Source organism: Gordonia sp. PS3, assembly GCF_041950545.1.
Lineage (GTDB): Bacteria > Actinomycetota > Actinomycetes > Mycobacteriales > Mycobacteriaceae > Gordonia > Gordonia sihwensis.
This window is the reverse complement of sequence record NZ_CP169524.1, coordinates 2131455-2150140: the sequence shown is the minus strand read 5'-3', so window position 1 is coordinate 2150140 and position 18686 is coordinate 2131455. Positions and strand designations below refer to the sequence as shown.

Genomic DNA, 18686 nt, shown 5'->3' with positions numbered 1-18686 from the left:
GCCCCGCCGGCGGGCGTGGCGCGCAGGCGTGCGGCGGCGACCGCGAGGATGTCCGGCGGCCGGGATAGACTCGTGAAGGTTTTCTCGCGAGGAGGGTGCAGGAGCAGGGTGACCAGCACGGAGACAGAAGTCGGGTCCGGGACGACAATCGGTGACGGGGTGGACGAGGTCGACGGTGAGGCTGCTCGGCGCGTGGGATCGGGCGCGCCGCTGCGCGCCTGGCAGCGGCGGGCGCTGACGAAATACCTGACCAGACGGCCGAAGGACTTCCTCGCCGTCGCGACGCCGGGTGCCGGAAAGACGACCTTCGGGCTGCGCGTGGCCTCGGAACTGCTGGCCGACCGGACCGTGGAACGGATCACCGTCGTGGCGCCGACCGAGCATCTCAAGCACCAGTGGGCACAGTCGGCCGCGCGCGTCGGCATCGCACTGGACTCGAACTTCTCCAACTCGACGGGGTCGACCAGCTCGGACTTCGACGGTGTGGTCCTGACGTACGCACAGGTGGCGGCGCACCCGTCCCGCCACCGCGTCCGCACCGAGCAGTACCGGACGCTGGTGATTCTCGACGAGATCCACCACGGCGGCGACGCGAAATCGTGGGGCGACGGGATCCGGGAGGCGTTCAGCGATGCGGAACGACGGCTGTCGCTGACCGGAACACCCTTCCGCTCGGACGATTCCCCGATCCCGTTCGTGACCTACGAACCGGAGCCGGGCGGTGGGCAGCGCTCGAAGGCCGATCACTCCTACGGCTACGCCGACGCCCTGCGCGACGGCGTGGTCCGGCCGGTGGTCTTCCTCGCATACTCCGGTCAGGCGAGCTGGCGGACCAGCGCGGGTGAGGAGTTCACCGCCCGGCTCGGTGAGCCGCTCTCGGCCGAGCAGACCTCGCGCGCCTGGCGCACCGCGCTCGACCCCCACGGCGACTGGATCCCCGCGGTCCTCTCGGCAGCCCACCGCCGGCTGATGAAGCTGCGGGACTCGGGTGTGCCGGACGCGGGCGGACTGGTGATCGCGACCGACCAGCAGACCGCGCGCGACTACGCCGAGCTGCTGCTGTCGATGACCGGCAAGAAGCCCGCGCTGATCCTGTCCGACGATCCGAAGTCGTCCTCCCGGATCGCCGAGTTCTCGGCGAGTCAGGACGAGTGGATGGTCGCGGTGCGCATGGTGTCCGAAGGCGTCGACGTGCCGCGGCTGGCGGTCGGGGTGTACGCGACCAATGCGTCGACTCCGCTGTACTTCGCGCAGGCGATCGGCCGATTCGTGCGGTCGCGGCGCCCGGGGGAGACGGCGAGCGTCTTCCTGCCCTCCGTGCCGGTGCTGCTCGACCTGGCGAGCAAGCTCGAGGCGCAGCGCGATCACGTGCTGGGCAAGCCGCATCGTGAGTCGGACGGACTCGAGGACGGGCTCCTGGCTCAGGCCAACAAGCGCGAGGACGAGCCGGGCGAGGACGAGAAGACCTTCGAATCGCTGCACGCCGACGCCGAACTGGATCAGGTGATCTACGACGGTTCCTCGTTCGGCACCACGACACTCGTCGGTTCCGACGAGGAGTCGGACTATCTGGGACTTCCCGGACTGCTGGACGCCGACCAGGTGCGAACGCTGCTGCAGCAGCGGCAGGCCGACCAGGTGACACGACGGTCGGCCGCGGCCAAGGCGCGTCCCGCCGACGACGCTCAGGCGCAGGCCGCTCCGAACGCCGCTGAACGGCAGACGGGGGAGAACCTGCACGCCCTGCGCAAGGAGTTGAACACCCTCGTCGCGCTCCATCACCACCGGACGGGCAAGCCGCACGGCCAGGTCCACAACGAGCTGCGCACTCGCCTGGGCGGTCCGCCGACGGCGATGGCGACCGCCGAACAGTTGCGCGAAAGGATCAAAGCCCTGCGAACCTGGTAGGTTCGCAGGGCTTCGAGCCTGGAGTCAGCCGGCCGTGACCGGCGCGGCGGTCAGTCGACCACCGCCCCGATCTCGACGAGGCGGGCCTCGTGATCGTTGTAGTGGTGGAGGCAGAAGAGCAGCTCTCCACCGGTCGGCAGGGTGGCGCGCACCTTGGCAGCGGCGCTGCAGCGATCGCAGCGGTCTGCGGCAGTCAGCGGCGTCCTCGCGGGTGCGGTCGTGGCGATGTCGCTCATGTCGTCCTCCGTCCCATAGCCGGCGAACCGCGAATCGGTTCGTCGTCCTTCACTCTGTCAGACGAATACCGGCCCCTGAATGTTCCCGGTTGGCCTCGGTGTGTCGCAAATCAATTCATTCGGACTACGGATCGGGCCGATCGGCGCGCACCGGAGCGGCGCCGACCACGCGGAGGGCGATGCCCGCGTAGAAGTCGCCGAGCCGGCTCGGGTCGAGCGGGCCGGACTCGGAGTACCAGCGAGCGATGTCGATCCCCATCGACAGGAGCGAGTTCGTGGTCGTGTGGGGATCGTCGACGTCGAACGCGCCCGAGGCGATCCCGGCGTCGACGATCGCCCGCACGCGCCGAGTGATGTCGCGGCGGAGTTCGACGATCTCGCGGCGGTGTTCGGGAGTCAGACTCGTGAGTTCGTAGTTCACTATCCGTGCGCTGGTGTGTCCCCTCGCGTGCCACTCGGCGAATGCGCGTATCACCGAGGCGAGCCGCTCTGCCGGGTCCGCACCGGGGTCGTCGGCCTGCTCGACGGTCGCGAGGGTGGCCTGGTGGCCGGTGTGCGAGAGCTCGAAGAGCAAGTCTTCCTTGCTGCGGTAGTGGACGTACACCGCCGCCGGACTCATGCCGGCGGCCGACGCGATGTCGCGCGTCGTGGTGCCGTGGAAGCCGCGTTCGGCGAAGGCCTCCAATGCGGCGTCGAGCAGACGCCGCCGGGTGAGCTCGGATCGGGACGGAATGCTCTCGTCGTTCACGCTCGCCTCCTGTGTGCCGGGTCGGTGCCGCACGGTCTCGGATATGAGCCGGGCCGCATCCGGCGAGACCGGTTGACGGATGTCTCACCGTGGTGCAAGGTGGATCGTAACAGCTAAGCAAGCGCTTAGTCAGAGTTCACCGCAGTTCATGACAAGGAGACTCCGTGGCACAGATCGATCCTCAGCGCTTCAAGGGCCAGACGGCCATCGTGACGGGCGCCAGCCGCGGCATCGGGTTCGCGATCGCCGAGCGGCTGATCGCCGAAGGCGCCAAGGTCACGATCACCGCTCGCAAGAAGGAGGCCCTCGACGACGCCGTCGAACGGCTCGGCGGTGCGGACGTGGCACTCGCGGTACCCGGTCGCGGCGACGACCCCGACCATCAGGCCGATGCGGTGGCGAAGACCGTCGAGCGCTTCGGCAGTGCGGATCTGCTCGTCAACAACACCGGTATCAACCCGGTCTACGGACCGCTGATGGACATCGATCCCGAGGCCGCACGCAAGATCATGGACGTCAACGTCATCTCGGCGCTGCGCTGGGCGCAGGCGGTCAACCGGGCCTGGCAGGGTGAGCACGGCGGTGCGATCGTCAACGTCGCCTCCATCGCGGGTCTGCGCCCCGCACCGGGCATCGCCTTCTACGGGGTGTCGAAGGCCGCGGTCATCCATCTCACCGAAGAGCTCGCGTGGGAGCTCGGACCGAACATCAGGGTCAACGCGGTGGCTCCGGCGGTGGTGAAGACGCGGTTCGCCACCGCCCTCTACGAGGGTCGCGAGGAGCAGGTCGCCTCGGCGTACCCGCTCAAGCGATTGGGGGAGCCGGACGACATCGGTTCGGTGGTGGCCTTCCTGCTGTCGGCCGACGCGGGCTGGATGACCGGACAGACGCTCGTCGTGGACGGCGGCGTGCTCCTCGGCGGCGGCGCCTGATGAGCGGCGCGGACCCGGCGGCCTTCGATCCGGCCGGTAAGACGGTCGTCGTCACCGGAGCGGGCAACGGCATCGGCGCCGGGCTCGCCGTCGCGATGGGTGCGCGGGGCGCTCGGGTGGTGGTGGCCGATCTCGATGCGCAGGGCGCCGAACGCACGGTGGCGTCGATCGCGGGCGCGGGCGGAACCGCGGTGGCCGCACCGGGCGACGCCGCGTCGCAGGACGGTGTGGACGCCCTGATCGCGACGGCCCGCGAAGCCTACGGTCCGATCGACGCGTGGTTCGCCAACGCGGGAGTCGACCGAGGGCGAGGGCTCGAGGCCGACGACGCCGACTGGGAGCTCTCGTGGAATGTCAACGTGCTCGCGCACGTGCACGCGGCGCGCCGGCTCGTCCCGGAGTGGATCGAGCGCGGCGGCGGACGGTTCGTCGTCACCGCTTCGGCGGCCGGGCTGCTGACCATGCTCGGCGCTCCCGCGTATTCGGTGACCAAACACGGCGCCGTCGCCTTCGCCGAATGGCTGTCGGCGACCTATCGGCATCGAGGCGTCGTGGTGCAGGCGATCTGTCCGCAGGGCGTGCGCACCCGGATGCTCGATCAGTCCGGGCCCCTCGAAGAACTGCTCAGCCATGACGTCGCACTCTCCGTGGACGACGTGGCGGCGGCGGTCGAGGCGGCCCTCGACGGCGACGACTTCCTGATCCTGCCGCACCCCGAGGTGTCCGGCTACTACCGGGCGAGGGCCGGCGACACCGACCGCTGGCTCGCGGGCATGAACAAACTGCAGCGCAGGCTCGACTCGGCCCGGTCCGAGGGAGAGCCGCGATGAAGGCGTGGCGGGTGCAACGGCTCGGCGAGCCCTCTGAGGTGCTGCACCTCGCCGACGTCGACCTCCCGGAGCCGGGACCTGGGCAGCTGGTGGTGCGGGTGCTCGCCTCCGCGGCGAACTTCCCGGACGTCCTCATGTGCCGCGGGCTCTATCAGGTGCGGCCGGAACTGCCGTTCACCCCGGGAGTGGAACTGTGCGGCGAGGTGACCGCGCTCGGTGAGGGCGTCGCCGGGCTGTCGGTCGGCGACCGGGTGCTCGGCGGCGCGGTGCTGCCGTACGGCGGTTTCGGCGAGTACGCGGTGATGGCCGCCGCCGAGACCTTCCCGGCGCCGGAGTCCCTGGACGATGCGCAGGCCTCGTCGCTGTTCATCGGGTACCAGACCGGCTGGTTCGGACTGCACCGTCGAGCCCGGCTCCAACCGGGGGAGACCCTGCTGGTGCACGCCGCGGCCGGCGGGGTCGGCAGTGCCGCGATTCAACTGGGCAAGGCCGCCGGCGCGAAGGTGATCGGCGTGGTCGGCGGATCGGCCAAGGCCGGGGTCGCTCGCGAGCTCGGCGCCGATGTCGTGGTGGACCGGCACGCGGAAGACTTCGTCGAGGTCGTCAAGTCCGAAACCGGCGGTCGCGGCGCCGACGTGATCTACGATCCCGTCGGCGGCGACACCTACCTGCGGTCCACCAAGTGCATCGCATTCGAGGGGCGGATCCTGGTGATCGGCTTCGCCGGCGGCACCATCACCGAGACGGCGCTGAACCACGCGCTCATCAAGAACTACTCGGTGGTCGGTCTGCACTGGGGTCTGTACAACAGGTACGCGCCCGACCTCGTCCGCGAATGCCACGCCGAGCTCACCGCGCTCGCCGACTCCGGAGCCATCGCGCCCCTCGTCAGTGAGCGGCTGCCACTGGAGGAAATCCCCGACGGCCTGCAACGGCTCGCCGACGGCAATACCGTCGGACGCGTGGCGTATCAGGCCACGCCGAGCGGACTCACCGGCCGCTCCGCCCGATCCCGCACACCCGAATCCCGCACATCCGAATCAAGTACGTCCTCGAAGGAGAGAACTCTATGACCACCCAGCGCATTGCGATCGTGACCGGCGCCGCTCGAGGCATCGGTGCCCAGGTGGCGCGCCGTCTGGCCGACGACGGTCACGCCGTGGCCGTTTTCGATCTCGACGAAGCGGCCTGCCAGAGCGTCGCCGACGAGATCACCGCCGCCGGCGGCAGAGCGATCGGTGTGGGCGTCGACGTCTCGGACGAAGTCAAGGTGGAGGCCGGCGTCAGCCGGGTCGCGGCCGAACTCGGGCCGCCGACGATCCTGGTCAACAATGCGGGCATCATCCGCGACAACCTGCTGTTCAAGATGAGCGTCTCCGACTGGGACTCGGTGATGGCGGTGCACCTGCGCGGTGCCTTCCTGATGTCGCGCGAGGTGCAGCAGTACCAGACCAAGGAGGGCTGGGGGCGCATCGTGAACCTGTCGAGCACCTCGGCGCTCGGCAACCGCGGCCAGGCCAACTACTCGGCGGCCAAGGCGGGGATGCAGGGCTTCACCAAGACCCTGGCGCTGGAGCTGGGCCGCTTCGGCGTCACCGCCAACGCGATCGCTCCGGGATTCATCGCGACCGATATGACCGCAGCGACCGCCGAGCGCATCGGCGTCTCCTTCGACGACTTCAAGACCGCCGCGGCCAAGGAGATCCCGGTCCAGCGCGTGGGCGAGCCCGCCGACATCGCGCACACCGTGAGCTTCTTCGCGAGCGAAGGCGCCGGCTTCGTCTCCGGTCAGGTCATCTACGTCGCCGGCGGACCGAAGGCCTGACGATGATCGAGATCAACAGTGCCGAAGACCTCGTCGCCGCCGTCGGAACGCATCTGGGCTACTCCGACTGGTACGAGGTGACTCAGGAGAAGGTGAACCTGTTCGCCGACGCCACCGGTGACCACCAGTGGATCCACGTCGACCAGGAGAGGGCCGCGAAGGGACCCTTCGGCACCACCATCGCACACGGCTATCTGACCCTGTCGTTGATTCCGGTGCTGCGCCAGAGCGCCTGGCGTGCGGTCGGAACCACGATGGGCGTCAACTACGGCACCGACAAGGTGCGGTTCCCCGCGCCCGTCCCGGTCGGATCGAAGGTACGGGCCGGCTTCGAACTCGTCGAGGTGAAGGCGAGTTCGGCCGGTCAGCAGGTGGTCGAGAAGGTCACCATCGAGATCGACGGCGGCGAGAAGCCGGTGTGCATCGCCGAGACCGTCTCGGTGCTGGTGTTCTGATGGCGGCCACCGGTTCACGCGAATTGCCCGGTCTCGATCTGGCCCGGCTGACTCCGTGGTTCATCGAGAACGTCGGCCCGATCGACGGCGCGCTCGACGCGGAGCTGATCGCCGGCGGCAAGTCGAACCTCACCTACCGCCTCACGGACGGAGACAACCGCTGGATACTGCGCCGCCCGCCCGTCGGCAAGCTGCTGGCGACGGCGCACGACATGGGACGCGAGTATACGATGATGTCGGCGCTGGCGCCGACGGAGGTGCCCGTGCCGCGGATGTACGCGATCTGCGACGACACCGACCTGCTCGGCGCGCGGTTCTATGTCATGGAGGCCGTCGACGGGACTCCTTACCGTAAGGCCGCCGAACTGGCCGAGCTGGGCAGCAGCCGCACCCGTGCGATCTCCGAGCGGCTCGTCGACACGCTGGCCGCTCTGCACCGCGTGGATCCGGCCGAGGTGGGACTGGGCGACTTCGGCCGTCCCGAAGGGTTTCTGGCCCGGCAGGTCGCGCGGTGGCGCAAACAGTTCGACGCCGCGCACACCCGCGACCTCCCGGACATGCAGCGACTGCACGGGCTGCTGGCCGAGCGGGTACCCGCCGACGCCGCCCCGGGCATCGTCCACGGCGACTACCGCCTCGACAACGTGCTCGTCGACGACGCCGATCAGGCCCGGGCGGTGCTCGACTGGGAACTGTCGACGATCGGGGACTCGCTCACCGATCTGGCGCTGATGTGCGTCTACCACCGTCTCGGTGCTGCGGGCGGCGGCGTCACCGACGTCTCGCTGGCGCCCGGCTTCCTCACCGAGGACGAGGTCCTCGCGCGCTATTCCGCCGAGTCCGGCCGTGACCTCTCGGACTTCGGGTTCTACCTCGCGTTCGGCTGCTTCAAGCTGGCCGGGATCGTCGAGGGCATTCACTACCGCTACGTCAACGGTCAGACGGTCGGCGAAGGATTCGCCGACGCCGGACAGGCCGTGGGTCCGCTGCTGAACGCGGGCCTGGACGCTCTGAAGGAGAGCTGAGATGGATTTCGAGTTCGACGCGAAGACCGAGGAACTGCGGGAGAACCTCCTGGAGTTCATGGATCAGTTCGTGTACCCGGCCGAGCCGGTGTTCGCCGAGCAGCTGGCCGCGCTCGAGGACCCGTGGGATTGGGACGGCGTGCCGGTCCTCGCCGAGCTGCGGGCCGAGGCCCGCAGGCGCGGACTGTGGAATCTGTTCCTGCCGGGCGAACACGGGGCGGGACTGACCAATCTGCAGTACGCGCCGCTGGCGGAGATCACCGGCCGCAGCCCCGGGCTGGCGCCCGCCGCACTCAACTGTGCCGCGCCCGACACCGGCAACATGGAGGTCCTGGCCCAGTACGCGAACGCCGAGCAGCAGCGCAAATGGCTGACCCCGCTGCTCAACGGCGAGATCCGCTCGGCGTTCGCGATGACCGAGCCGGATGTCGCCAGCTCGGACGCGACCAACATCGAACTGTCGATCGTCCGCGACGGTGACGAGTACGTCATCAACGGGCGCAAATGGTGGATCACCGGTGCCATGAGCCCCAACGCGAAGATCTTCATCGTGATGGGGAAGACCGATCCGTCCGCGGAGCGGCACGCGCAGCAGTCGATGATCCTCGTCGAGCGCGACACCCCGGGCTTCGAGGTGGTGCGCGGGATGCACGTGCTCGGCTACGACGACCACGATCACGGCGGCCACGCCGAACTGCGGTTCACCGACGTGCGCGTCCCGGCGGCGAACCTGATCGGGGCGGAGGGCGACGGATTCGCCATCGCTCAGGGCCGGCTCGGACCGGGCCGCATCCACCACTGCATGCGGTCGATCGGCATGGCCGAGCGTGCGCTGGAGATGATGTGCCGGCGAGCCGCGAGCCGCGTCGCCTTCGGCAAACCGCTCGCCGAACAAGGTGTGATCCGCAACTGGATCGCCGAATCGCGGGTCAAGATCGAGCAGTTGCGGCTGTTGGTCCTGAAGACCGCGTGGCTGATGGACACCGTCGGCAACCGCGGCGCCCACACCGAGATCCAGGCCATCAAGATCGCCACCCCGTCGACGGTCGAGTGGATCCTGGACAAGGCGATTCAGACGCACGGCGCCGGCGGACTCTCCCAGGACTTCCCGCTCGCCAACTACATCGCGGGCATCCGGACGCTGCGGTTCGCCGACGGGCCGGACGAGGTGCACAAGAATTCCCTCGCGCGCGCCGAACTCCGCAGGCAAGAGACTCGCTGATGACGGAGGCGACCGCGGCGGCCGATCTCGCGCGGACGGTGGCGGACTTCCTGGCCGCACACGATCCCGCGACCACCGATTCGCTGGAGTTCCTCCGAGCCCGGTACGACGCGGGTCTGGCCTGGGTGGCGTACCCGGTGGGCCGCGGCGGACTGGGGCTGTCGCGGTCGCTGCAGCCCGAGGTGGACCGACTCTTCGCGGAGGCCGGCGCACCCGGAAACCGGAGCGAGGTCAACGGCATCGGCCTGGGCATGGCCGCGCCGACGATCCTGCGCTACGGCACACCCGAGCAGCTCGACCGCTACCTGCGCCCGCTCTGGACCGGCGAGGAGGTGTGGTGCCAGCTGTTCAGCGAACCCGGGGCCGGCTCCGACCTGGCGGCCGTGGCCACCCGAGCCGTCCGCGACGGCGACGAGTGGGTGGTGAACGGGCAGAAGGTGTGGACCTCGGGCGCGCACAACGCCCGAATGGCGATCCTCGTCGCCCGCACCGACGGCGATGTGCCCAAGCACCGCGGACTGACGTACTTCCTGTGCGATATGACCGACCCCGGCGTCGACGTCCGGCCGCTGCGCCAGATCACCGGCGAGGCGGAGTTCAACGAGGTCTTCCTCACCGACGTGCGCATCCCGGACAGCCAGCGGCTGGGGGAGATCGGTCAGGGCTGGGAAGTCGCCAATGCGACCCTGAACAACGAACGGGTGGCGATCGGGGGCCGGGCCGCCCGGCGTGAGGACGGGATGATCGGCGTGGTCGCGCGGACCTGGCGCGACCGCCCCGACCTGCGTACCCCGGAACTGCACGGCGAACTGCTGAAGCTCTGGGTCGATTCCGAGGTGGCTCGTCTCACCGGCGTCCGGCTCGGCCAGAAGCTCGCCTCCGGGCAGCCCGGTCCGGAGGGAGCGGCGATGAAACTCTCGTTCGCACGCATCAACCAGGAACTGTCCGGGCTGGAACTGGAGATCCTCGGCGCCGAGGGACTGCGCTACTCGGATTGGACGATGGTCCGGCCGCAGCGCGTCGACTTCTTCGGCCGCGACGCGGGCTACCGGTATCTGCGAGCCAAGGGCAACTCGATCGAGGGCGGGACATCGGAGATCCTGCGCAACATCGTGGCCGAACGCATCCTCGGACTGCCGCCCGAACACCGAGTCGACAAGGACATTCCATGGAAGGACGTGCCGAGATGAGCGTCGCGGCGGACTACGTGCCGCACCTGGTGCCCGACGAGGCGGAGGAGGATCTGCGGGCCGCCGTGCGCGATCTGCTGTCCCGGCGAGTGAGCACGGACGCCCTCATCGCCGCCTACGACGGCGCCGCGCCGCCCGACCTCTGGCGGGAGATGGCCGGACTGGGGCTCGCGGGCCTGTTGATCGGTGAGCAGCACGGCGGTGCCGGAGCCACGCCGGCGGTGGCGGCGGTGGTCCTCGAGGAACTCGGTGCGATATCGGCGCACACCCCGATGCTCACCAGCGCCGTGATCGCGACCACCGTGCTCGAGGAGGCGGGCGACACCGAACTGCTCCCGGGGCTGGCCGACGGATCCGTCGTCGCCGCGCTCGCCGTCCCGTTCTCCGCCGATCCGTATTCGGTCATCGCGACGGTGGCGGCGGCCGACGCGCGCCTGTCCGGGCGGGTGCAGAGCGTGGCCGGCGCCGAGGACGCCCATGTCTTCCTGGTTCCCGGTTCGGACGGCGCCCTGTATGCGGTGCCGTCGGAGTCGGTCGTAGTCACGCCGGTCACGTCGCTCGACATGACCCGACCGGTCAGCGACCTCGAGTTCGACGGGGCCGAGGGGAGGCGTGTGTCGGACGACGGCGCGGCGGCGATCCGCTCCGGTCTCGCGATGGGCGCGGCCCTGCTGGCGTCCGAACAAGCGGGCATCGCGCGGTGGTGTGTCACCGAAACCGTGGCTTACCTGCGGCAGCGACGCCAGTTCGGGCGCGTCGTCGGTGGCTTCCAGGCGATCAAGCACCGGCTGGCGGACCTGTACGCGGACACCGAACAGGCCTCGGCGGCGGCGCGCGCGGCTGCGGTCGTCTCGACCGATCTCGGAGTGGACTCTGACGAGTCGGCGCTGACGACGGCGGTCGCGGCGGCCTACTGCGGCGACCACGCCGTCCGGGCCGCCGAGGAAGCCGTCCAGTTGCACGGCGGCATCGGAATGACCTGGGAGCATCCCGCGCACCTCTACCTCAAGCGGGCGAAGGCCGATCAGATCGCTCTCGGTACTCCCGGACGGCATCGGGCGGCGCTGGCGATCCTCGCCGATCTGCCCGCCTGACCTCGGCGAACCGGAGGCGACGAGACGCGCCGTCGGCGGACGTGACCACGTCCGCCGACGGCGCGTTTTAGCTGTGCACGACGGTCGTCTCCTCGGACGCTCCCGCTGGGCCTTCAGTCATTGACGTTGACGTCAATGTAAAGCATGATGAGTGTCACGCATCACACTTCGAGACCGAGGAGGGTCATGAGAAATCCAACTGGTGCGGTGGCAGCGCAGGGGACCGAGGAACTGTCCGCGCACCGCAAACTGCTGGCCGCCGGTCTGTTCGGAAGCTCCATCGAGTGGTACGACTTCTTCGTCTACGGCACCGCAGCGGCGCTCGTCTTTCCGAAGATCTTCTTCCCGGACGCCTCGGCGCTGGTCGGCACCCTGCTCGCGTTCAGCACCTTCGCGGTCGGATTCATCGCCCGCCCGCTGGGCGGCATCCTCGCCGGCCACTTCGGCGACAGGATCGGCCGCAAGCCGATGGTCCTGGCCTGCCTGATCTCGATGGGACTGGCGACCTTCCTGATCGGATGCCTGCCGTCGGCGGCCGCGATCGGCTCGGCCGCGCCGATCCTCCTCGTGACCCTGCGATTCATCCAGGGGCTCGCGTGCGGCGGCCAGTGGGGCGGCATCGTCCTGCTGCTCACCGAATCGGCAGGCCCCAAGCGCCGCGGATTCGCCGGGACGTTCGGTCAGATGGGAGTGCCGCTGGGTCTGGTGATGGGCAACCTGGCGATGATCATCGTCAACGCCTCGACGTCGGATGCGGCCTTCCTGAGCTGGGGCTGGCGGATCCCGTTCTGGGCCAGTGCCGCCCTCATCCCGCTGGTGCTGTACATCCACTTCAAGGTCGAGGACTCACCGGAGTTCCGTCGACTGCAGGAGACCGCCGCGGCCAGGCGTGATACCGAGCAGATCGCCCAGGCGCCACTGTCGGAGGCCATCCGCTTCCACTGGCGCAAGATCCTGCTCGGCGCGGGTCTGCTGGCCGCGACCAACTCGGCCTTCTATGTGGCGATCGCCGGATTCCTGGCCTACGGCACCAAGTCCGCGGCGGACAACGGCCTCGGCATGGACCGGACCACCGTCCTCGCCGCCATCATGGTGGTCTCCGTCCTGATGCCCGTGGTGATCGCGTGGGCGGGTAAGGCGTCCGATTCGATCGGCCGCCGACCGTTGATCCTGCTCGGCGGCGGCGTGCTGCTCCTGTGGGCGTTCCCGTTCTTCTGGCTCGCGAACTCCGCATCGGGCGTTCTCCTCTTCTTCGCGATGATGATCAGCAGCATCGGGCAGGCGTTGACGTACGGACCGCTCGCCGCCTTCATGGCCGAACTGTTCGAGCCCCGGCTGCGCTACTCCGGCGCCTCACTCGGCTACCAGATCGCCGCCGTCGCCGTCTCCGGCGTCGCCCCGCTCGTCATGACCTGGATCATCGCCGAGACGGCGTCGACCACCGGAGTGTCGATCTATCTGGCGGCGATGGCACTGGTCACCGTGGTCTGCGCCTGGCGGCTGCCGGAGACCAACGGTGCGGCCGTCCGCACCGATCCGGAGGCGGTGCCGGGCGTGCCGGCCGCCGCTTGACGGCGCTCCGGCGTCCTTGAAAGGCCGACCGTGTCACAGCAGACTGTCACAGTGAGCACCACTCAAGAGCGTGCCCGTGCCAGCCGCAAGGACGCCGGAGCAGCCCGCCGCAACCAACTCCTCGCCGCCGCCGCCGAGTGCTTCGACGAGTTCGGCTACTCCGCGGTCACCGTCGAGATGATCGCGAACCGCGCGCACACCTCGCGCCCCACGTTCTACGCCTACTTCCGATCGAAGGACGAGGTCTTCCTGGCCCTGGTGGAGAAGCTGGCAGACGAGCTGAACGTGACGCAGAGCCTCACCGGGCTGGAGGACGCCGGTGCACGCGAGATCCTCGCCGCGACTACTCGCGCGTACCTGGACGCCATCTTCTCGATGGGCGGCATCGTCGGGCTGATCGACGTCACCGCGTCGGTGCGGCCGGAGGTCGCCGAGATCTGGACCTCGGGAGCCGACCGCCGGATCCGCGGTTACGCGCGATTCCTCCGGAACCTTCCCGGCGGAACCCTCGATCCGGCGATCGAGCCGGAACGACTGGTGCAGATCATCGGCGACGCCATCCACCACGGCGCCAAGCGGCTCGCCGGGGCGGATGAGGAGGCCAAGGAGCGGTTCGTCCTCGACATCATCGCGGTCACCGAGCGTCTGCTCGGACTGACCGACGACCACCCGGCCCCGTAGCGGGCCACCCCGAACAGGAGCAGTTCCACCCATGTCCCCACAGAGCACGCCGGCTGACGTCCGGGCCACCGACAGCACACAGACGCCACCGGCAGCGGTTCTCGAGGCGGCGGCCGCGGAGCTCGCGGCCCGGCAGCTGGCGAATTGGCCGGCCGCTGTGCCCCGAGAATTCGAGTACCCGGCCGGACGTCCGACGATGGTCGACCACCTGCGGCATTGGGCCGCACTCCGTCCCGACGCGCCGGCGATCACCTTCTACGACCGCGACGTCTCCTATGCGGAGTACGACGAGTTCTCGGACCGGTTCGCGGGTTGGCTCGAGTCGGTGGGCGTTCGGGCGGGGGACCGGGTCGGAATCCACCTCGCCAACTGCCCGCAGTTCCACATCGCGATGCTCGGCGTGCTCAAGCTCGGCGCTGTCCATGTTCCGGTGAACCCGCTGTTCAAAGGCTTCGAACTCGAGCACGAGCTCACGGATGCGAACGTGACGGTGCTGCTCACCTCACCCGAGCAGCGCGACCTCGTCGAGTCGGTGCGTGCCCGCACCCCGGTGCGACTGGTCGCGACGACGGCACTGGACGACATGCGCGCACATCCGTCGTCGACCGCGTCGGACTGGGCCGAGATCATGCGCGCCCCGCGCGCGCAGGTGCGCCCGGCCGATCCGGACGTGCTCGCGGCGTTGAACTACACGGGCGGCACCACCGGTATGCCGAAGGGGTGCGAACACACGCAGCGGCACATGGCGTACACGGCCGCCACGGCCACCCTCGCCGGCGGAACCGGCCTGGGCGATGCGGACGCGGTCTCGATGAACTTCCTGCCCGTCTTCTGGATCGCCGGCGAGGACTTCGGCATCATCAAGCCGCTGATCAACGGCCAAAGGGTGGTGCTGCTGACCCGGTGGGACGCCGCAACGGTCGTCGACCAGGTGGCCGCCTACGGTGTCACCGACCTCGTGGCCACCGTCGACAGTTACCTGGAGATCCTCGACCTGCCCGGCCTGGACCCGGCTGCGCTGCGCTCATTGAGGTCCACTCTCGCCGTGTCGTTCGTGACCCGGCTCGATCCGCCGATCCGGGCCCGATGGCGGGCCGCGGTCGGATCGGTCCTGCGCGAGGCCTCTTACGGCATGACCGAGACGCACACCGCCGACACGTTCACCCTCGGCTTCCAGGACGGCGACCGCGATCTGCTCGCCGATCCGGTGTTCTGCGGTCTGCCGGTTCCCGGAACCGACATCCTGGTCGTCGACGACGACGGCCGTCCGCTGCCGGTCGGCGAGGTCGGCCAGATCATCGTCCGGAGTCCGTCGATCCTGAGCGGTTACCTCGACAATCCCCGGGCCACCGCCGACGCGCTCCGCGACGGGTGGCTGTACACGGGCGACCTCGGCCGCTTCGACGAGTGGGGTGCGCTGCATTACCTGGCGCGGACCAAGGAGATGATCAAGATCAACGGCATGAGTGTGTTCCCGTCGGAGGTCGAGGCACTGATGCGCCGCCACGAGGGGATCGAGGCGATCTCGGTGGTTCCTCGGCCGGACCCCGACAGGGGGCAGGTCCCGGTCGCCTTCGTCGTGGTCACCGAGAAAGGCCCGGACGAGCGGTCGTTGGTGGCCTGGGCGAGGGAGAACCTCGCGACCTACAAGGTGCCGGAGGTGATCGTCGTCGACGCGCTGCCGATGACGGCCACCGGCAAGGTCCGCAAGGGCGAACTCCTCGAGCGCGCCGCGGCGACGACCGGGGGCGCGGCATGAAGCTGCTGATCGCCAATCGGGGCGAGATCGCCCTGCGCATCATCCGCACCGCCCGCGAGATGGGCGTGTACACCGTCGCGGTGTACGCACCGGACGACGCCGCCACACCGCACGTCGCCGCCGCCGACGAGGCCGTCGGACTGCCCGGTGAGGGCCCGGCCGCGTATCTCGACATCGACGCGGTGTGCAGCGCCGCGATCCGGACGGGTGCCGACACCGTGCATCCGGGTTACGGCTTCCTGTCGGAGAACGCCGACTTCGCGCAGGCGTGCGCGGACGCGGGCATCACGTTCGCGGGCCCCGCACCCGAGGTACTGCGGCGTTTCGGCGACAAGCAGGCCGCGCGCGCGGCCGCCGTCGAATGCGGGCTCGATGTGCTCGCCGCGACCGACGGCGCCGCCGATCTCGCGCGGATCAGGGAGTTCGCGGGACGATGCCCCGGCGGTGTGATGCTCAAGGCGCTCGCCGGCGGCGGAGGGCGCGGGATGCGTCCCGTTACCGGCGACGCCGATCTGGACGCCGCGTTCCGGTCCGCGGTCGCCGAGGCCGAACTCGGATTCGGCGACGGGCGGGTGTTCGCCGAGGAACTCCTCACCGGCGGTCGGCACATCGAGGTGCAGGTGGTCGGCGACGGCGCTGAGGCGGTGGCGGTCGGCGACCGCGACTGCAGCGTCCAGCGCCGTCGACAGAAACTCATCGAGGTGGCGCCCGCACCGGGACTGGGCGACGGCTTGCGCACTCGGTTGCACGACGACGCCGCGCGACTGGTCGCGGCGGCCGGGTACCGCGGGCTCGCGACGGTCGAGTTCCTGGTGCAGGGGTCGCGCGCGGTGTTCCTCGAAGTGAATCCCCGCATCCAGGTGGAACACACGGTCACCGAGGAGGTCACCGGTCTGGATCTGGTGGCGATCGGACTGACCCTGGCCGGCGGGGGCCGGCTCGCCGATTGCGGTCTGGCCACGATCCCGCCCACGACTGCCTGCGCGGTGCAGACGCGCGTCAACCTCGAGACGATGAGCGCCGACGGTTCGGCGATGCCGACAGCGGGCAGGCTCGACGCCTTCACGCCGCCGACCGGACCCGGCGTCCGCGTCGACACCTTCGGCGCGCCCGGACTGGAGACCTCGTTGCGGTACGACTCCCTGCTCGCCAAGGTCGTCGTCCGCGCGCCGACTCTCTCGTCGGCCTACGCGAAAGCCGACCGCGCGCTGTCGGAGTTCGTCATCGACGGGCCGCAGACCAACATCGGGCTGCTGCGGGCGATCCTCGCGGACGCCGAGTTCGCTCAGGGGCCGGTCGACACCGGCTTCCTCGACCGCAGGCTCGCCGACCTGCTGCCCGCGTGCGACGACGACGGCGCGCGGCAGACCGTCGACGCCGACCTCGACGAGGACGAACAGGCGGTGGCCGCGCCGCTGACCGCCACCGTCATCCACGTCGCGGAACCGGGCCGCGTGGTCGCCGCCGGCGAGCCCCTCGCGGTACTCGAAGCGATGAAGATGCAGCACGAGGTGATCGCCGAGACCTCGGTGCGGGTGATGCGGGTGCTCGCGGCCGAAGGCGCGACGGTGCTCGCGGGCACCCCTCTGGTGGTCTACCGCCCGGACGCTGCGGCGAGCGGCGCAGCCGACACCGCGGCCGACGACCTCGACCGGAACCGCGCCGACCTCGACGAGGTGAACGCACGGCATCGTCTCACCCGGGACGAGGCCCGCCCCGATGCGATCGCCCGTCGCCATCGGATCGGCAGGCGCTCCGCACGGGAGAACATCGCCGACCTGGTCGATCCCGGCAGCTTCGTCGAGTACGGCGGGCTCGTCATCGCCGCGCAGAAGGCGCGGCGGTCGGAGGACGATCTGATCGCCAACACCCCGGCCGACGGGTTGGTGGGCGGAATCGCGACCATCGCCGCCGACGCCTTCGGTGCCGACCGTGCCGCCGCGGTGGTCATGTCCTACGACTACACCGTCCTCGCGGGCACCCAGGGTTGGCGCAACCACGCCAAGACCGATCGCATGCTCGACATCGCGCTCAAGCGGGAGATCCCCGTCGTCTTCTTCACCGAGGGCGGCGGCGGCCGTCCGGGCGACACCGACCTCGACATCGTCGCGGGCCTGGATGTGTCGACCTTCCGGTCGATGGCCCGCGTGCGCGATCGCGCACCGTCGATCGCCGTGGTGTCCGGCCGGTGTTTCGCGGGCAACGCGGCTCTGGCGGGCGCCTGCGACATCCTCATCGCCACCCCCGACGCGAACATCGGCATGGGCGGTCCGGCGATGATCTCCGGCGGCGGGCTCGGCGAGTACCCGCCCGAGGCGATCGGCCCGATCGACGTGCAGCGCCGCAACGGCGTGGTCGACCTCGTCGCCGACGACGAGGCGCACGCCGTCCGGCTCGCTCGGCAGGTGCTGGGGTACTTCCGGGGCGCGGTGGACGAGTGGACCGCCCCCGACGGGCGTCGGGCGCGCCACGCGGTACCGGAGAACCGGCTGCGGGCATACGACGTGCACGCCGCGGTGAGGGCGGTCGCGGACGTCGATTCGGTTCTGGAACTGCGCCCGGATCACGCACCCGGAATCGTCACCGGTTTCCTGCGCGTGGAGGGCCGGCCGTTCGGATTCGTCGCCAACAGCAGCCTTCATCTCGGCGGCGCGATCGACGCCGCCGGAGCCGACAAACTCGCCGAGTTCCTGGAACTGTGTCAGCTGCGCGGACTCCCCGTGGTCTCGTTCTGCGACACCCCGGGTTTCATGGTCGGGCCGGAATCGGAGGAGCAGGCCACCGTGCGCCGCTTCTCCCGCCTCTTCTCGGTCGGCGCCCGACTGACCGTGCCGTTCGGTGCGGTGATCCTGCGCAAGGGCTACGGACTCGGCGCGATGGCGATGGTGGGCGGGAGCTTCCGGGCGCCGCAGTTCACAGTGGCCTGGCCGACCGGTGAGATCGGCGGCATGGGTCTGGAGGGCGCCGTGCGGCTCGGCTTCTCGAAGGAACTCGCCGCGGCCCCGGACGACGGGGCGCGGACCGAACTGTACGACCGACTGGTCGCGACGATGTACGCGCGCGGACGCGCCCTGAGCGCGGCGGCGACCTTCGAACTCGACGACGTGATCGACCCGGCCGACACCAGATCGTGGATCCGCACGCTGTAGGGGAGCCCGACGCAGAACGCCGGCGAGTCGACGCCGCCCGGGACGGGTGGGGGTCGACTC

Annotated in this window: 16 protein-coding genes; 14 read left to right on the top strand and 2 right to left on the bottom strand. The window is 69.9% G+C overall.

What is annotated here, in order from left to right; translation table 11 throughout:
* Positions 1–108: 108 nt before the first annotated feature.
* Positions 109–1908, top strand: coding sequence for a DEAD/DEAH box helicase (locus ACE11G_RS09930; protein WP_375002019.1), 1800 nt, complete (start codon positions 109–111; stop codon positions 1906–1908).
* 50 nt (positions 1909–1958) lie between these two features.
* Here ACE11G_RS09930 and ACE11G_RS09925 read toward each other — a convergent pair whose 3' ends face one another.
* On the bottom strand, positions 1959–2144 hold the full coding sequence (locus tag ACE11G_RS09925; RefSeq protein ID WP_045538182.1) for a hypothetical protein: 186 nt from the start codon (positions 2142–2144) through the stop codon (positions 1959–1961).
* 124 nt (positions 2145–2268) lie between these two features.
* Positions 2269–2892, bottom strand: a complete 624-nt coding sequence (locus ACE11G_RS09920) for a TetR/AcrR family transcriptional regulator (protein ID WP_045538181.1) — start codon at positions 2890–2892, stop codon at positions 2269–2271.
* A gap of 164 nt (positions 2893–3056) precedes the next feature.
* Here ACE11G_RS09920 and ACE11G_RS09915 point away from each other — a divergent pair, with 164 nt between their 5' ends.
* From ACE11G_RS09915 to ACE11G_RS09855, 13 genes are all read left to right on the top strand, one after another.
* Positions 3057–3824, top strand: a complete 768-nt coding sequence (locus tag ACE11G_RS09915; protein ID WP_006896309.1) for an SDR family oxidoreductase — start codon at positions 3057–3059, stop codon at positions 3822–3824.
* Positions 3824–4654, top strand: coding sequence for an SDR family NAD(P)-dependent oxidoreductase (locus ACE11G_RS09910; RefSeq protein WP_045538180.1), 831 nt, complete (start codon positions 3824–3826; stop codon positions 4652–4654). The genes ACE11G_RS09915 and ACE11G_RS09910 overlap by 1 nt, the downstream gene beginning before the upstream one ends.
* Entirely contained in the window at positions 4651–5727 is a 1077-nt protein-coding gene (locus ACE11G_RS09905; protein ID WP_045538179.1) for an NADPH:quinone oxidoreductase family protein, read from the top strand. Before ACE11G_RS09910 ends, ACE11G_RS09905 begins: the two co-directional genes overlap by 4 nt.
* Entirely contained in the window at positions 5724–6479 is a 756-nt protein-coding gene (gene fabG, locus ACE11G_RS09900) for a 3-oxoacyl-ACP reductase FabG (RefSeq protein WP_006896312.1), read from the top strand. The genes ACE11G_RS09905 and fabG overlap by 4 nt, the downstream gene beginning before the upstream one ends.
* Positions 6480–6481: 2 nt before the next feature.
* Positions 6482–6934 carry a MaoC family dehydratase gene (locus ACE11G_RS09895; protein WP_062366846.1) on the top strand — a complete coding sequence of 151 codons (453 nt, stop codon included), beginning with the start codon at positions 6482–6484 and terminating at the stop codon, positions 6932–6934.
* Positions 6934–7959, top strand: a complete 1026-nt coding sequence (locus ACE11G_RS09890; protein ID WP_062366848.1) for a phosphotransferase family protein — start codon at positions 6934–6936, stop codon at positions 7957–7959. Before ACE11G_RS09895 ends, ACE11G_RS09890 begins: the two co-directional genes overlap by 1 nt.
* Before the next feature lies 1 nt (position 7960).
* Positions 7961–9181, top strand: coding sequence for an acyl-CoA dehydrogenase family protein (locus ACE11G_RS09885; protein WP_062366850.1), 1221 nt, complete (start codon positions 7961–7963; stop codon positions 9179–9181).
* Complete coding sequence (locus ACE11G_RS09880) at positions 9181–10371, top strand: acyl-CoA dehydrogenase family protein (protein WP_062366852.1); 1191 nt, start codon at positions 9181–9183, stop codon at positions 10369–10371. The genes ACE11G_RS09885 and ACE11G_RS09880 overlap by 1 nt, the downstream gene beginning before the upstream one ends.
* Positions 10350–11465, top strand: coding sequence for an acyl-CoA dehydrogenase family protein (locus ACE11G_RS09875; RefSeq protein WP_231650147.1), 1116 nt, complete (start codon positions 10350–10352; stop codon positions 11463–11465). The genes ACE11G_RS09880 and ACE11G_RS09875 overlap by 22 nt, the downstream gene beginning before the upstream one ends.
* Positions 11466–11651: 186 nt before the next feature.
* A complete protein-coding gene (locus ACE11G_RS09870; protein ID WP_006896318.1) occupies positions 11652–13037 on the top strand; it encodes an MFS transporter in 1386 nt (461 codons plus the stop codon).
* Between the two features lie 51 nt (positions 13038–13088).
* Complete coding sequence (locus ACE11G_RS09865; RefSeq protein WP_101841579.1) at positions 13089–13718, top strand: TetR/AcrR family transcriptional regulator; 630 nt, start codon at positions 13089–13091, stop codon at positions 13716–13718.
* A 31-nt stretch (positions 13719–13749) separates the two neighbouring features.
* Positions 13750–15477, top strand: coding sequence for an AMP-binding protein (locus ACE11G_RS09860; RefSeq protein ID WP_197462916.1), 1728 nt, complete (start codon positions 13750–13752; stop codon positions 15475–15477).
* Positions 15474–18626 (top strand): carboxyl transferase domain-containing protein, encoded by a 3153-nt coding sequence (locus ACE11G_RS09855; RefSeq protein ID WP_062366854.1) that lies wholly within the window; start codon positions 15474–15476, stop codon positions 18624–18626. The genes ACE11G_RS09860 and ACE11G_RS09855 overlap by 4 nt, the downstream gene beginning before the upstream one ends.
* Positions 18627–18686 lie beyond the last annotated feature (60 nt).

What these genes read in the sequence shown, in the direction of transcription:
- ACE11G_RS09925 (WP_045538182.1), bottom strand. Translation starts at nt 2,144, where the DNA reads ATGAGCGACATCGCCACGACCGCACCCGCGAGGACGCCGCTGACTGCC.
- ACE11G_RS09910 (WP_045538180.1), top strand. Translation starts at nt 3,824, where the DNA reads ATGAGCGGCGCGGACCCGGCGGCCTTCGATCCGGCCGGTAAGACGGTC.
- ACE11G_RS09905 (WP_045538179.1), top strand. Translation starts at nt 4,651, where the DNA reads ATGAAGGCGTGGCGGGTGCAACGGCTCGGCGAGCCCTCTGAGGTGCTG.
- fabG (WP_006896312.1), top strand. Translation starts at nt 5,724, where the DNA reads ATGACCACCCAGCGCATTGCGATCGTGACCGGCGCCGCTCGAGGCATC.
- ACE11G_RS09895 (WP_062366846.1), top strand. Translation starts at nt 6,482, where the DNA reads ATGATCGAGATCAACAGTGCCGAAGACCTCGTCGCCGCCGTCGGAACG.
- ACE11G_RS09890 (WP_062366848.1), top strand. Translation starts at nt 6,934, where the DNA reads ATGGCGGCCACCGGTTCACGCGAATTGCCCGGTCTCGATCTGGCCCGG.
- ACE11G_RS09885 (WP_062366850.1), top strand. Translation starts at nt 7,961, where the DNA reads ATGGATTTCGAGTTCGACGCGAAGACCGAGGAACTGCGGGAGAACCTC.
- ACE11G_RS09880 (WP_062366852.1), top strand. Translation starts at nt 9,181, where the DNA reads ATGACGGAGGCGACCGCGGCGGCCGATCTCGCGCGGACGGTGGCGGAC.
- ACE11G_RS09875 (WP_231650147.1), top strand. Translation starts at nt 10,350, where the DNA reads ATGGAAGGACGTGCCGAGATGAGCGTCGCGGCGGACTACGTGCCGCAC.
- ACE11G_RS09870 (WP_006896318.1), top strand. Translation starts at nt 11,652, where the DNA reads ATGAGAAATCCAACTGGTGCGGTGGCAGCGCAGGGGACCGAGGAACTG.
- ACE11G_RS09860 (WP_197462916.1), top strand. Translation starts at nt 13,750, where the DNA reads ATGTCCCCACAGAGCACGCCGGCTGACGTCCGGGCCACCGACAGCACA.
- ACE11G_RS09855 (WP_062366854.1), top strand. Translation starts at nt 15,474, where the DNA reads ATGAAGCTGCTGATCGCCAATCGGGGCGAGATCGCCCTGCGCATCATC.